Here is a 13,247-nt window from a genome sequence, read left to right on the forward strand (position 1 = left end):
AATTTGACACTTTGCTTTATTGTCAACTTTAGCTGACAAGGGGCTTCATCTATTGCACAGTAACGAGTAATATTTCAGTCGGTTATGAACATCATGTAAATAAGGTCGGAATAAATGCGATTGGAAGTTACTTGTCAGGATCGAATTGGGCTGACTCGCGAGTTACTTGATTTATTGGTTTTAAGAAATATTGACCTGAAAGGAATTGAGATCTCTCCTGAACGTCGTATTTACCTTAGTTTTACTCAAATTGATTTCAATACCTTTCGCTTGCTGATGGCAGAAATCCGCCGGATTAATGGTGTGATAGATGTCAGGACAGTGGCTTTTATGCCGTCAGAAAAAGAGCACAGGGCTATGTGGACATTACTGGAGTCTGTGCCTGAGCCTATCTTGTCCATTGATATGAAAGGAAATATTGATTTGACTAACCTGGCATCCCAGACATTGTTTGGCATTAACAAAGAAAAAATCCACCCTAAAAATATCAGCCAGCTTATCAGTAATTACAATTTCCTCCGTTGGTTGGAAAGCGATCATCATCAGCCTCATTCGACAACGTTAACTATCAAAGGAAAATTCTATTTGATGGATATTACGCCTATGCAACTGACTGATGAAAATCAGAAAGTTAAATGTGTGGGAGCGGTGATTATGCTGCGTGCATCCGTTTATGCGGAACCTGTGCAGAAAAAATTGACAGTGAATGACGATCAGGCCTTTAAGGATATTGTTGCTGTCAGTCCAAAGATGGTTCATGTCGTTGAACAGGCCCGTAAAATGGCTATGTTGGATCTGCCTTTGTTGCTTATTGGTGATACAGGAACAGGGAAAGATGAATTTGCCAAAGCGTGTCATCTGAGAAGTTCAAGAGGAAAACAACCTTTTCTTGGACTAAATTGTGCATCTATGCCGGATGACGTAGTAGAAAGTGAACTGTTTGGCTATGCAGCAGGTGCGTATCCGAATGCACTGGAAGGTAAAAAAGGCTTTTTTGAGCAGGCGAATGGTGGCACGGTTCTGTTAGATGAAATTGGTGAAATGTCGCCACAGATGCAGATCAAATTACTCCGTTTCCTCAATGATGGAACATTTCGTCGTGTTGGGGAGGATAACGAAGTTAAAGTGAATGTCAGGATCATCTGTGCTACTCAGAAGAATTTGGTTGAGTTGGTGCAAAAAGGGGAATTCAGGGAAGATCTCTACTATCGGCTCAATGTATTAACAATCGCATTGCCACCTTTACGGGAGTGTCAGGCTGATATCATTCCATTGACGGATTATTTTGTAACCCGTTTTGCTAAAGAGCAGGGTGTAGAAAAACCCAAATTCTCACCTGATCTGGAACAATTCTTGTGTAGCTATTATTGGCCCGGAAATGTGAGGCAATTGCGTAATGCCATCTACCGGGCATTAACGCAGCTTGAAGGGAACCAGTTAAGTCCACAAGATATTCAGTTACCGGAATTAGAAACAGAAACCGCCCTTATCAATGAAGACATTTTGGTTGGCTCTTTAGATGAAATCAGTAAGCGTTTTGAACGCTCTGTCTTGACCCGCCTTTATCGCCACTATCCTAGTACCCGCAAGTTGGCAAAACGACTTGGTGTTTCTCATACCGCGATTGCCAATAAACTGCGTGAATATGGATTGAGTGGAAAAAAACAGACAATTGAATCGGATTCGAATGATGAATAATGCCTGTTTGTGCAAACGACAGGTTTTTTCCGAGGGATAATGTTTTTCAGGAGATGAATTTTCGGTTGTTATTCCTGGCTCAGATCTCCTGAAGGCAGACATGTCAGGAGATCTGATAAAGGAATGGGAGATGGGATGCGGGAGTTTGACCGTCTTGGATGATAGAGGGTTTTATCATCGCTGCTAATTTTGAAATCGTGGACGGGCGGTCTGACACTTTTATTGCCAGCATACAATCAATTACATGCAGAAATGATAAGGAATAACCTGTAGGGCACCGTTTGGTTAAAGGTTGATAACGATCTTCAATATTGCGCACAATGCTGACGGGTGGTGGTTTCCCGACAATCAAAGTATGCAATACAGCCCCTAAGGCATAGATATCAGTCCAGGGGCCTTGCTGTCCTTCTCCATTGATGGTGTATTGTTCACAAGGCGTGAAACCAGGCCTGACAGTGATTTCTTCATTATCAGACAAATGTTCTGTTGTTTTTCGGGCCGATCCCAAATCAAGCAGTATTGGTAACTGTTTGTTCTGAATTAAAATATTATCGAGAGAAATATCGCAGTGCAGATAACCTGCCTGATGAAGCGTATTGAGCGCATTAAACAAGGGAAACAAAATACGACACAGCCAGTTCTGTGTAATGATCTTTGGGTGTTTTAGCTGCAACAGTTTTAGTGTTATGCCCCTGTAAAACGGAGTGGCAATATAAGCCGTGCCATTTTGTTGCCAAAAACGCAAGAAACGGGGCAGACATGGATGATTAAAGCAAGACATTATATGGGCTTCACGCATAAAACTGTGAAGACCGATTTTGAATCTCTTTTGCAGACTTGAGCAACGCAGGTTTAATTTCAAATCATTGCGACGGATCACAACTGCCGATGGCAGATATTCTTTAATGGCAACAGCACATTTTTTACGGTGATCCCAAGCCTTATATACGATGCCAAATCCACCTTTACCTACAATTTTCTCAATTTCAAATTCATTGAAGCAGTATCCAGTAGGTAATGCCTGCAATGATGGGTATCTGTTATTAAAATAGTTATAGTAGGAATTCTGCATCGGAGATGGCCTCTTGAACCTTTGTTTTGTCCTCTTTACTTTTCAAGTTATCTCTTTGCTGGCTGCCTCTTGAAATCCATAGGGTGTATACACGATGTTACGCAGGATCTATCAATTATCATTCGAAAACTGGAACTCAAGTTCCCCTTGTTCGAGTGACACTTGTAATCGGTTATATTGTTCATCCTGAGCGCTGGCAGAGAGCAGCCGTTGACTGATTTGTGGCAATATGGTGTTAGTCAAGATAGCATCAACCGTACGACCACCTGATTCAACCTCAGTACAACGACTGACAATATTTTCAATCATAGCGTCATCAAATGTTGCAGCAATGCCATGGTTTTCCAGTAAACGTTTTTGAATTCTCCCTAATTGTAAATGGACAATATTAGTCATCACTTCGTCATTCAATGAATAGTAGGGAATAACCAACAAACGTCCCAATAAAGCCGCAGGGAATGTGTCTAATAATGGCTTACGTAATGCAGAGCTGAGCTGTTCCGGCTCCGGTACGCTATTATCTTGTTGGGCATGCTGGCGGCATAATGAACTGACTAAATCGGCTCCCACATTGGATGTCAGGATAATAATGGTATTACGAAAATCAATGTGTCGGCCTTCACCATCTTCCATCCAGCCTTTGTCGAATACCTGAAAGAAAATCTCATGAACATCAGGATGTGCTTTTTCGATTTCATCCAGCAATACAACACTGTAAGGACGGCGGCGAACAGCTTCGGTTAATACACCGCCTTCACCATAGCCAACATAGCCGGGAGGTGCTCCCTTCAATGTTGATACGGTGTGTGCTTCCTGAAATTCGCTCATATTGATGGTAATGAGATTTTGCTCGCCACCATATAATGTTTCAGCCAGAGCGAGTGCTGTTTCCGTTTTACCCACACCAGAAGGGCCACATAATAGAAAAACTCCAACCGGTTTATTGGGATCATCTAATTTCGCCCGTGAAGTACGTACCCGTTTTGCGATTATTTCCAATGCGTGGTACTGACCAATCACCCGCTGACTGAGTGTATCAGCCAACTGCAATACGGCTTCGATTTCATCTTTCATCATGCGGCTTAGAGGAATGCCGGTCCAATCTGACACAACAGCGGAAACAACGTTACTGTCTACTGCCGCAAAAATGAGAGGCTCTTCCCCCTGTAAAGTTTTCAATTGTTGTTGCAGATCAGTTAATTCAGTACGGAGAAGAGCGGAATCATCATTCTGGTCTTCATTCAACTGGATGCGTAATTGAATAATTTTCTCTGTCAGGGAAAGTTCTTGTTGCCAGCGTGCCTCTAGCTGCTCTTTTTGTTCTGCCAGAGTGGTGAGCTGATTGAGGATATTTTCTGTTCGCTGAGAGTCACCCATACCTACTTTTGCTTCTCGCGCCACAATCTCCAGCTCAACATTCAGTGCATCTATCTGATGACGGCAGTTTTCTAGCTGAGGAGGTTCTGCATGCTGGCTGACAGCAACTCTGGCACAGGCTGTGTCCAGTAATGCGATGGCTTTATCCGGTAACTGACGGGCAGGGATGTAGCGGTGGGAGAGATGCACCGCTGCTTCGACTGCCTCATCTAATAAAAGAATACGGTGGTGTTTTTCCAGTGTATTGACCAGACTACGTAGCATTATCAGAGCTTTGGTTTCGTCAGGTTCATGAACCTGAACAACCTGAAAACGACGGGTCAAGGCAGGATCTTTTTCGATATATTTTTTGTATTCTGACCAGGTTGTAGCCCCAAGCGTACGTAATTGACCTCTCGCTAAGGCTGGTTTTAATAAGTTGGCAGCATCTCCTGTTCCTTGCTGCCCACCGGCACCAATCAAAGTATGGATTTCATCAATAAACAAAATAATGGGGGTTGGACTGGACTGCACTTCTTCAATTACTTTTCGCAGACGGGATTCGAATTCGCCTTTAACACCTGCCCCTGCTTGTAACATGCCAATATCCAACAACCAAAGCTGAACATTCCGTAAAGGAGGAGGAACTTCATCTGCGGCAATTCTCAGTGCTAATCCTTCAATTACCGCAGTTTTACCGACACCAGCTTCACCTGTCAGTAATGGGTTATTTTGACGGCGGCGCATCAGGATATCAATGATCTGGCGGATTTCTTCATCACGCCCAGACACCGGGTCAATCTCACCATTACGGGCCCGCGCCGTCAATTCCTGACCATATTGCTGTAGTGCTGAGCCTGTTGCAGTTTGTGTTGTTGCCCCTTGTGTACCGGTTGATGATGCTGTGATCTCCTGGGCTTCATCACTGCCATCGAATATTGCGTGAAAATTATCGATCAGGACATCTGTATTAATGCGATCAAACAGGGGAGAAATGGCTTTCAGGGCATTGCGTAGATTGAAAGTTTTCAATATGCCTATCAGTAAATGGGCACTGCGAATTTGATCAACACCGAATTTCAGCGAACCGTAAACCCAGGCCCGTTCAACGGCACTGTCAATATGTTCTGAGAGGTCAGAAATGGCGCTGGCACCACGAGGCAGACGATCCAGCGCTGTAACAATGTCTTTGGTCAACGCAGATTCATCCAGATTGAAGTGATGGAGGAGTTTCTGTAAATCACAGTTTTGTTGCTGCATGATTTGGTGTAGCCAATGCACTAACTCAACATAAGGGTTACCACGCAGCTTGCAAAAAGCAGTGGCACTTTCTAACGATGTGAATAATGTGCGGTTAAGCTTACCAAATAGTACGGAGCGGCTGATTTCTGACATAGCGTGTAATCCGTGATGTTATCGTTGATCGTGTTTTGTAGAGAGTGATTACATTGTTGTTCAGTGAAATTCTGGATTATAGATTAAGTCACCACAGTGGGATTTCTGTTCAATGTTGCCAAGCCAGCTGTTTAATCCTAATTTTACTGGTGCTGACAGGTGAATACCTTTTATATCGGCCCGATCAAGTATCAGGCGGATATCCCATGCGTATTCGATCCCGAAATATTGATGTACCCAATCACGTAGCTGTAGTGATTTTGGTTGGTTTGGTAAAAACGCTTCATACTCAGCCAGGGTTAACGGGCCGAGTTCAAGGCGGAATTTATATTGAACATCATATAATGTTGTTCCCAAAAAGGCCGATTCGCCTAAACGAGGCATATTGCGTCCGGCTTTTAACCGCGCCTGATCCTGAGTTTCAATTTTCAGCCATTGGGGAATATTTTGTATAACTTTTAATGGAATATTGAAGTAACTAAATAATATTTTCGCCAACCCTTCTGCGCTATGCCCCTGCCGGGATAAATGGCCTGATAACGAATAGCGGGCGTGTTCACTAATTGAATCTGATTGTTGTTGAGCAGGTAACCCCATACCAACCAGACAGGCGAGATAATGACAGAAGCGTTGGTTATCCTGACGGTCAAGCGACACTGTTGATTGGGAATTAGCCCAGGCACGATAGAACAGCAGTATTAGCCGATGGTGAAATAAATTGGCAAATGCGTTCAGTGTTGGGTCTTGATAGTTATATTGTCGCGCATAAGTATATTCGGTGATATGGAGCGGCAATGGCCCATTCGGGCCGAACAAGCCAAAACTGTAAATCAGTATGTCATACAGTTTTGAGTTTTCGCGTTTTCTGGCTTCAGCAATGGTAGATGGCGCGAATATCATAGATGCTTTTTGACCTAACCGCAGCAGGTCGTATCGCGGCAATGGGGCTGAACCCAGCATATAATACTCCCCGGACTGGGCGTCTATTCGGCGCAGGGTCTGAAATAGATCGAATTGCCACGGTGTCTGGGTTAGCTGCTGCCAAAAATTGTCCGGCAGGTAACATATGCGATGTATGGAAACGGCACTTGTTTCTCTCATATTCATTTTTATCTGTAAGTACTGGCTATATCAGCTTCTTTTTTCCCATCCGGGCCGGCCAAAAACCGATCCTGCCACGTTGCTGACTATAGAGCGTCATTTCAGTAAAAGAGTTCATGGTGACCAGACGTGAGAATAATTTTTCCAGAACACTTCCCAGTAACCAGGGGCTGTTTCCGGCAAATTCCTGCTCATCCACTTCCAGTTCAATGCTGACTCCACGGGCAAAAACGATCGGGCCGGGTTCAGGAACCCTACGACAAATTGTTTTTAATGAACAATGGCGAATACCATTAATCTGACGGGCGATAGCTGGCTCTGAAAGGTTGGCATACAGACTGAGTAATTGCCGTAATGCCTGAGTTCCTTGCTCATCATTTTTATCCATAAAATTTAGATAGTTGAGCTGGAGGTGACTGATTAATTTCCAGGATATTGAGCCTTGTGCTAAAGCCGGGCGTGGTATGGTTGGTCTTTTAAGAAACACAATCTGGTTGATGGGGATAGAATCCAGCATAACGAAGCTATCAAGATCTTGTTGACGCAACATTGCAGATAAGTCACGGTTGGTGCACATGACATCGGCAGTCAGGAACTTGAGTTCATTCGGCCAAGGGGAATGTTGTTCATCAACAATAGAAACAAAGGATTCTGTACCGACATAACTGGTTCGGGTGCCGTAATGATGCGCATGTTCAGATAAAATACGGGGATCACGGCGCACAGAAAAATAGGCACCGTAATTGCCTTTATCATCACTGAAAGTAGACCAGAAAGGTCTGAAAATTCGTGTTTCTCTGTGTTTAATATCTGCACCATGCAGATGTTTTACAGAAAAGATTTCATAATCCAGAGGCCGGATATTATCGACAACTAAATGATACTCATTTGTACTTTCTTCTACCGTGACACGTTCAGTCAACTTAGGGAATAAATTAATTACGGGTGTACTATTGAGGGCTAAATAAGAGGAATCAACCAGATGCTCCAAATCCGTGTCTATTTTGTCCAAAAGCAGGATCAGTTCAAACTCACTCTCTTTTTGCGTTTTTTCCAACAGAGATTGCATGCCACTAATGCTGAAAAATTGAAAACGTACCGGAAAAGCGAAATATTCCTGGATCTGACGATAGCCACTGAAAGTACGCGGATCGTTAGGTAACAACGACTGATCATCATCAAACCCTTCATGATGTGGAGAAATATCAGGTAAAACCTGATATTGGGGAGTATCACCAAGGGTCTGACATACCATGCCGACGCAATGTTCCATGAGCAATTCTAACAATTGTTGGGATTGAATATCCGGCCCTGAAAGAAAGAATACCAGTTTATTGAGATCCAATTCGTTGAGGAAAAATTTTCCTTTGCAGGAGAGATGAATGCGCAGTGCACTGACAGCACCGGATTGGTGAAGATTTAAAGTTGCCAGAGGAATGTTGGCAGGGAGCTTACCCAGTTCAACTTTTTGCAAATGTAATGGTTGCAAAATAACGTCTTGTGCTGTGCTGTACTGGAATGTAATGCCATCTTTTTTCAATGTCTGACAGTGCATGAGCGTTCCGCGTGGCACTAAAAATCCATGGCTGATATCCCCTTTGCTGGTATCAGGCTGGAGTTCGACGATTGTCATTGATGGGGTAGGAGCCAGATAATTAGGGTAGAGCATCTCCAGTAATTGCTGGGAAAAATTCGGAAATTCGGCATCCATTTTGAACTGAATACGGGAAGTCAGAAAAGCAAAACCTTCCATAAGTCGTTCAACATAAGGGTCAGCAACATCAATACCATGCATACCCAGACGGTTGGCGACTTTTGGATAACGTTCGGCAAATTCTTTGCCCATTTCACGTAAATAAACTAGCTCACGATTGTAATATTCAAGAAGTTTGCTATCCATGTATCTGTATCCTCTCGTATCTGTTTTTATCCTGCTTCTTTGATAGTGAAATAACCGTTTTCCAGATCAATATCACTACGGAACAGGAATTCGAGTGGCCAGGGAACACACCACAAAAAACCTTTAATCTCAATGGATAATGTATTGTATAGGTTCAGAGAGTCAGTATCGGAAACACAATTCACTTCAAGTTCATCGGCAATAATGCGTGGTTCAAACACATGTATAGCCTTAATGATTTTATGTTGAATATCTCCCCACTCTATTTCAGACATGCGTTTACCCGCCAGAGGTTCCAGCCCAAAGTTATAAACAGAACGGCGTATTTCCGGATACAGGGTAAGAGCTTGCTCGGATTCACAGTTGATGCTGTTGAGCAACCACTGTAAATCCCGCAGAACATTTTGTCGTAATGTACTGTGTGATATCAGATAGTTGCTGATTGCCTCTTTTTTCTTATCGGGGTCGTTATCAGTGAGCCTATCCAGCAAGGAAGGCTGCATTCTGTCTCTGGCAGTGATACGCTTGGCATTACTCCGACGATGATAACCACCATGTATTAAAGTTATATTGTCATTCATGGAGTACCTATTGGTCGTAGTGATAATGGGCAATAGGGGAAAGATTGCTGAGGCAATGAACTATTTTTGATTTGCCTATTTTTTTAGTTTGCTTTGAGAACTTTTATATTTATTGACCTCTTTTTCATAGGATTGCAGGAAGTTTTCACCAAACAGAACTGAATTTTGCTCAAATTCGTTGGCTGTTTTTTGATAGTATTTGGTGAGAAATTCCCACAATGATGTTTTGTAGGTTGACGATAAAGACAAACGCGGCATGCCGCCTTCATCCCGTGCTTTCTGCTCAAGAATTCCGGGATGGAATAGTTGCAGGATATCTCTCGTAATGGCACGTACTCCTGCTATCATTCCTAATTGGTGTGCTTGCAATTCAATTAAAATATCGCGGGTCGCCTGCTCAACAGGCATAAATCCAGGCATATGATCACCAAACATCTGTACTAAAACAGATTGACCAGAAGGTAATAGCTTAAATGGATTATTGGCATCCAATAGCATCTGAGTCATATCCGCATCAGCTTCCCGTTTCAGCATCGTGCGTGAAGCATTGAGTGCGACGATCCCTTGGGATAACTGGCTGATAAACAGACCTAATTGATACATGCGGTATTCATCAAATTGTGGTTGGTGAAGGTTTTTGAGTCCCATTCCCTCTAATAGTGATGCCAGTAATTTCCCCTCCAGTTTGATCCCGTCTGTTTGATGGTTATCGGAACTATAGCTTATAGGATCAATACCAAGCCGCTCATAAGCATGGTTATCATGCGTGATATGAAGGGAATTATTAGCGTTATTCACCTGGTGTTTAATTGAGGGCTGGTGATTGGCGCTGGTCTGATGATCAGGATATTCATTTGAAGGAGCAGGGGGAAAGGGCGGAAAAATATTTTCTTTTGTTCTGGCTTCTTCTATACCTGTATGACTTTTGGCTAAATCTTTACTGAGTTCCTTAGATATCTCTTCTGTTGTGAAGAGTGGCGGTAAATAAGGTGGCTGAGCAATGGATTGTTTATCCTGAGCAGATATGGGCTGTGATACAGGAGCAAACTGAGGATCGGAAATTGTCGGGTTATCAGGTGATGTCAATGGTACGGCATTATCTAACATTAAGTTTAGTGGATCGTCATTTTTGACGCGTTTCTGCTGTCTTATAGGGTTGTCAGAAAATAATGCCAGTGGATCAATTTCTTTTTCTTTGTCGTCACTATGTTCAATTTCCTGGGTATTGTACTGGAATAATGTTGTGGGCGTATTGTTATTCAGAATATCTTCCTGTTGGAAGAGGGCATCTGAGTGGAACATAGTCACAGGATCTGTCGCCCGTAATTGTAGTGTCTCCAGATCGGTTGTGTTTTCAATTTGTGCTAATGGATCAATGGGGTTACGTTCATCGTTTTCCTGTTGTTGGGGTTTGAGCAGTGGGTTATTGTCATTTCCCTCTGATGTTGCCTGATGTCTGTTGAGGGAGGATAACGTATCGGGGGTAGTGAAAATTTGTTCGAGACCATCCCAGATTTCATTGGGAATGCCTGAACAGTTGGTAGCCGATTGGGATCCTGTATTGATAACCCGTGTGGTTGCCTGCGGAGGCGCACTTTTATTGATATCAACTGCCTGAATCTGATAGCCGCCAATATTCAATACATCACCATCACGGATTTCAACCTGACGATCCGGAGCCAATGGTATTGTGTTTAGTAACAATTCAGATGCAGAGCCACGATTGGTAATCCGACACTCACCATCAGCAGAAATAGATATGATGGCCTGAAGCCGGGCAATAGCCTGTTCTTTGTCGGGCAAAATCCAGTTATTGTCTTTGCTGCGACCGATAGTTCCCCCCGGAGGCAAAAAGTCATAACTCAATTGTGTGGGTTGATCTGTACCGCTGTTTTTAACAATGGTGAATCGCATAAGCGTAGATCCCTATTTTTTGATAAGGATAGATTAGTAGAAATAACCTCCCTGTTTCAGGGAGGTTATCGGGGTGGTCAATGATGTAATTAGAGTGGCTTATTAGCGAAAGAATCCCATCCATAGGTGACTTCAGCGCCTTTTTTGCCTGTGAAGTCCAGAGGATAATAGCTTTCTTTATGTGATTGGAAGACCAGCTTAACAGTAGAAATATATTGATCAAATGAAAATCCGAGCGATGTGCTTGCTACCATAACGTTTGTCATGACTATGGTGTGCCAAAGTACATTTTCACCTCCTTGTCGCATGACTTCAATTTTAACTTCTTTGATATGTTTACCTATCGTCAGATAATTAGACAAACTTATACATGATTTATCAAAGAAGAGCCCTACAGTAATACCAGGAATGCTAACTATACCCGAACTCAATCCGCTAGACTGAGTATTTGTAGAAATTTCATTAGTCATTCCCAACTCAAAAACATGGACGGCTGTCCATTCTTTATGGGTATCGTCACCTGATTCACCTTTAATATCAGTAAAAGTAATAAATGCGTTGTTAGACATAATCTTTGCCTTAATAGAGTTGAATAGGATGATTGAATCCAATGGATGTATATTGGAGTGCGTATATACGTCTAGAAATGCATGTGTATTGTTACTGGAAGCCCCACTGTGCGGGATAATTTCTGATTTTGCTTAGAGAAAATAATTTTTTAGTATCATGCTCCTTTTAATGAGGGTAATTTTGAAACCAGACGTAAAGAAACGGTTAGTCCTTCCAATTGATAATGGGGGCGGAGGAAAAATTTAGCTTGATAATATCCCGGGTTGCTCTCTATTTCTTCTACCTGAACTTCCGCGGCTGCCAGTGGCTTCTTCGCCTTGGTAAGCTGTGATGAATTGACCGGGTCACCGTCAACATAATGAGTGATCCATTCATTCAGCCAACGTTCCATATCACTACGCTCCTGAAAAGTCCCGATTTTGTCGCGGACAATACATTTCAGGTAATGAGCAAAACGACAGCAGGCAAATAAATAAGGCAGACGAGCAGAGAGGTTGGCATTTGCTGTAGCGTCAGGATCATAATATTCTGATGGTTTTTGCAGCGATTGGGCACCGATAAAGGCGGCCATATCGGTATTCTTACGGTGCAGAAGTGGAATAAAACCATTTTTGGCTAATTCAGCCTCACGACGATCGCTGATGGCAATCTCGGTAGGACATTTCATATCCACGCCGCCGTCATCAGAGGGAAAAGTATAGCAAGGTAAATTTTCTACAATTCCACCAGATTCCACACCGCGAATAGAGGTGCACCAGCCGTACAGTTTAAAGGAACGGTTGATATTGACTGCCATGGCATAAGCGGCATTTGCCCAGGTATAATTTTCATGGGTGGGGCCTTCGGTATTTTCCTCAAAATTGAAATTATCAACGGGATTAGTGAGAGCACCATAAGGTAAACGGGACAGAAAACGTGGTAGTGCTAATCCGATGTAACGTACGTCTTCTGATTCGCGTAAACTACGCCAGGGGGCGTATTCCGTATTTTGGAAAATCTTGGTGAGATCACGAGGGTTCGCTAACTCCTGCCAGGATTTCATTTGCATAACACTTGGGGCTGCTCCTGAAATAAATGGACAGTGTGCTGCGGCACCGATTTGTGCCAGCTGACGCAAAAGTTCAACATCCGGCGCGGTGTGGTCAAAATAATAATCTCCTACCAGACAGCCGAAAGGTTCACCACCAAACTGACCGTATTCTGCTTCATAGATCTTCTTAAAGAGCGGGCTTTGGTCCCAACTGACTCCTTTGAAACGTTTTAGTGTGTTGCTTAGTTCTTTTTTGGAAAGGCACATCACACGGATTTTCAGCATCTCATCGGTTTCTGTGTTATTAACCAGATAATGCAGACCACGCCATGCGCCTTCCAGTGTCTGGAATTCATCATGATGCAGGATATGATTCATCTGTTGTGATATTTTGGTATCAATTTCAGCAATCAATGACTGAATAGTACGGTAAGTATCGCCAGAAATAGTGACGGTATTTTCCAGTGCCTGCTGTGCCAGGGTTTTTACCGCATTTTCAACGGCATCACGTGTTTGATCACTTTGCGGACGGAATTCCTTACCGAGCAATACACTTAATTCATCAACTGTATATTCTTTCGGTGCCTGCTCTTGTTGAGCCAGGTTTTCTTGTTCAGTCGTACTCATCAA

9 protein-coding genes are annotated in these 13,247 nt (G+C 43.0%); 1 reads left to right on the forward strand and 8 read right to left on the reverse strand.

What is annotated here, in order from left to right; translation table 11 throughout:
* Nucleotides 1-114 precede the first annotated feature (114 nt).
* On the forward strand, nt 115-1,698 hold the full coding sequence (gene tyrR, locus BDD26_RS14310) for a transcriptional regulator TyrR (RefSeq protein WP_115826898.1): 1,584 nt from the start codon (nt 115-117) through the stop codon (nt 1,696-1,698).
* A 103-nt stretch (nt 1,699-1,801) separates the two neighbouring features.
* Here tyrR and BDD26_RS14315 read toward each other — a convergent pair whose 3' ends face one another.
* The 8 genes from BDD26_RS14315 to tssC all read right to left on the reverse strand — a co-directional run bounded on the left by BDD26_RS14315 (nt 1,802) and on the right by tssC (nt 13,244).
* Nucleotides 1,802-2,770, reverse strand: a complete 969-nt coding sequence (locus tag BDD26_RS14315; RefSeq protein ID WP_115826899.1) for a serine/threonine protein kinase — start codon at nt 2,768-2,770, stop codon at nt 1,802-1,804.
* Nucleotides 2,771-2,881: 111 nt separating this feature from the next.
* Nucleotides 2,882-5,521, reverse strand: a complete 2,640-nt coding sequence (tssH, locus tag BDD26_RS14320) for a type VI secretion system ATPase TssH (protein ID WP_115826900.1) — start codon at nt 5,519-5,521, stop codon at nt 2,882-2,884.
* Nucleotides 5,522-5,581: 60 nt separating this feature from the next.
* Nucleotides 5,582-6,628, reverse strand: coding sequence for a type VI secretion system baseplate subunit TssG (gene tssG, locus BDD26_RS14325; RefSeq protein ID WP_211305477.1), 1,047 nt, complete (start codon nt 6,626-6,628; stop codon nt 5,582-5,584).
* A gap of 19 nt (nt 6,629-6,647) precedes the next feature.
* A complete protein-coding gene (tssF, locus tag BDD26_RS14330; RefSeq protein ID WP_115826901.1) occupies nt 6,648-8,522 on the reverse strand; it encodes a type VI secretion system baseplate subunit TssF in 1,875 nt (624 codons plus the stop codon).
* 26 nt (nt 8,523-8,548) lie between these two features.
* Nucleotides 8,549-9,103 (reverse strand): type VI secretion system baseplate subunit TssE, encoded by a 555-nt coding sequence (gene tssE, locus BDD26_RS14335; protein ID WP_038270266.1) that lies wholly within the window; start codon nt 9,101-9,103, stop codon nt 8,549-8,551.
* A 75-nt stretch (nt 9,104-9,178) separates the two neighbouring features.
* A complete protein-coding gene (locus BDD26_RS20290) occupies nt 9,179-11,017 on the reverse strand; it encodes a type VI secretion system-associated FHA domain protein (protein ID WP_244922742.1) in 1,839 nt (612 codons plus the stop codon).
* Nucleotides 11,018-11,106: 89 nt separating this feature from the next.
* On the reverse strand, nt 11,107-11,586 hold the full coding sequence (locus BDD26_RS14345; RefSeq protein WP_038270260.1) for an Hcp family type VI secretion system effector: 480 nt from the start codon (nt 11,584-11,586) through the stop codon (nt 11,107-11,109).
* Nucleotides 11,587-11,741: 155 nt separating this feature from the next.
* Nucleotides 11,742-13,244, reverse strand: coding sequence for a type VI secretion system contractile sheath large subunit (tssC, locus tag BDD26_RS14350; RefSeq protein ID WP_038270257.1), 1,503 nt, complete (start codon nt 13,242-13,244; stop codon nt 11,742-11,744).
* Nucleotides 13,245-13,247: the final 3 nt, after the last annotated feature.

It is taken from the genome of Xenorhabdus cabanillasii (genome assembly GCF_003386665.1).
Lineage (GTDB): Bacteria > Pseudomonadota > Gammaproteobacteria > Enterobacterales > Enterobacteriaceae > Xenorhabdus > Xenorhabdus cabanillasii.

Bases quoted from the DNA above. Each gene is read 5' to 3' on its own strand.
- tyrR (WP_115826898.1), top strand. From the start codon at position 115: ATGCGATTGGAAGTTACTTGTCAGGATCGAATTGGGCTGACTCGCGAG.
- BDD26_RS14315 (WP_115826899.1), bottom strand. From the start codon at position 2,770: ATGCAGAATTCCTACTATAACTATTTTAATAACAGATACCCATCATTG.
- tssH (WP_115826900.1), bottom strand. From the start codon at position 5,521: ATGTCAGAAATCAGCCGCTCCGTACTATTTGGTAAGCTTAACCGCACA.
- tssG (WP_211305477.1), bottom strand. From the start codon at position 6,628: ATGAATATGAGAGAAACAAGTGCCGTTTCCATACATCGCATATGTTAC.
- tssF (WP_115826901.1), bottom strand. From the start codon at position 8,522: ATGGATAGCAAACTTCTTGAATATTACAATCGTGAGCTAGTTTATTTA.
- tssE (WP_038270266.1), bottom strand. From the start codon at position 9,103: ATGAATGACAATATAACTTTAATACATGGTGGTTATCATCGTCGGAGT.
- BDD26_RS20290 (WP_244922742.1), bottom strand. From the start codon at position 11,017: ATGCGATTCACCATTGTTAAAAACAGCGGTACAGATCAACCCACACAA.
- BDD26_RS14345 (WP_038270260.1), bottom strand. From the start codon at position 11,586: ATGTCTAACAACGCATTTATTACTTTTACTGATATTAAAGGTGAATCA.
- tssC (WP_038270257.1), bottom strand. From the start codon at position 13,244: ATGAGTACGACTGAACAAGAAAACCTGGCTCAACAAGAGCAGGCACCG.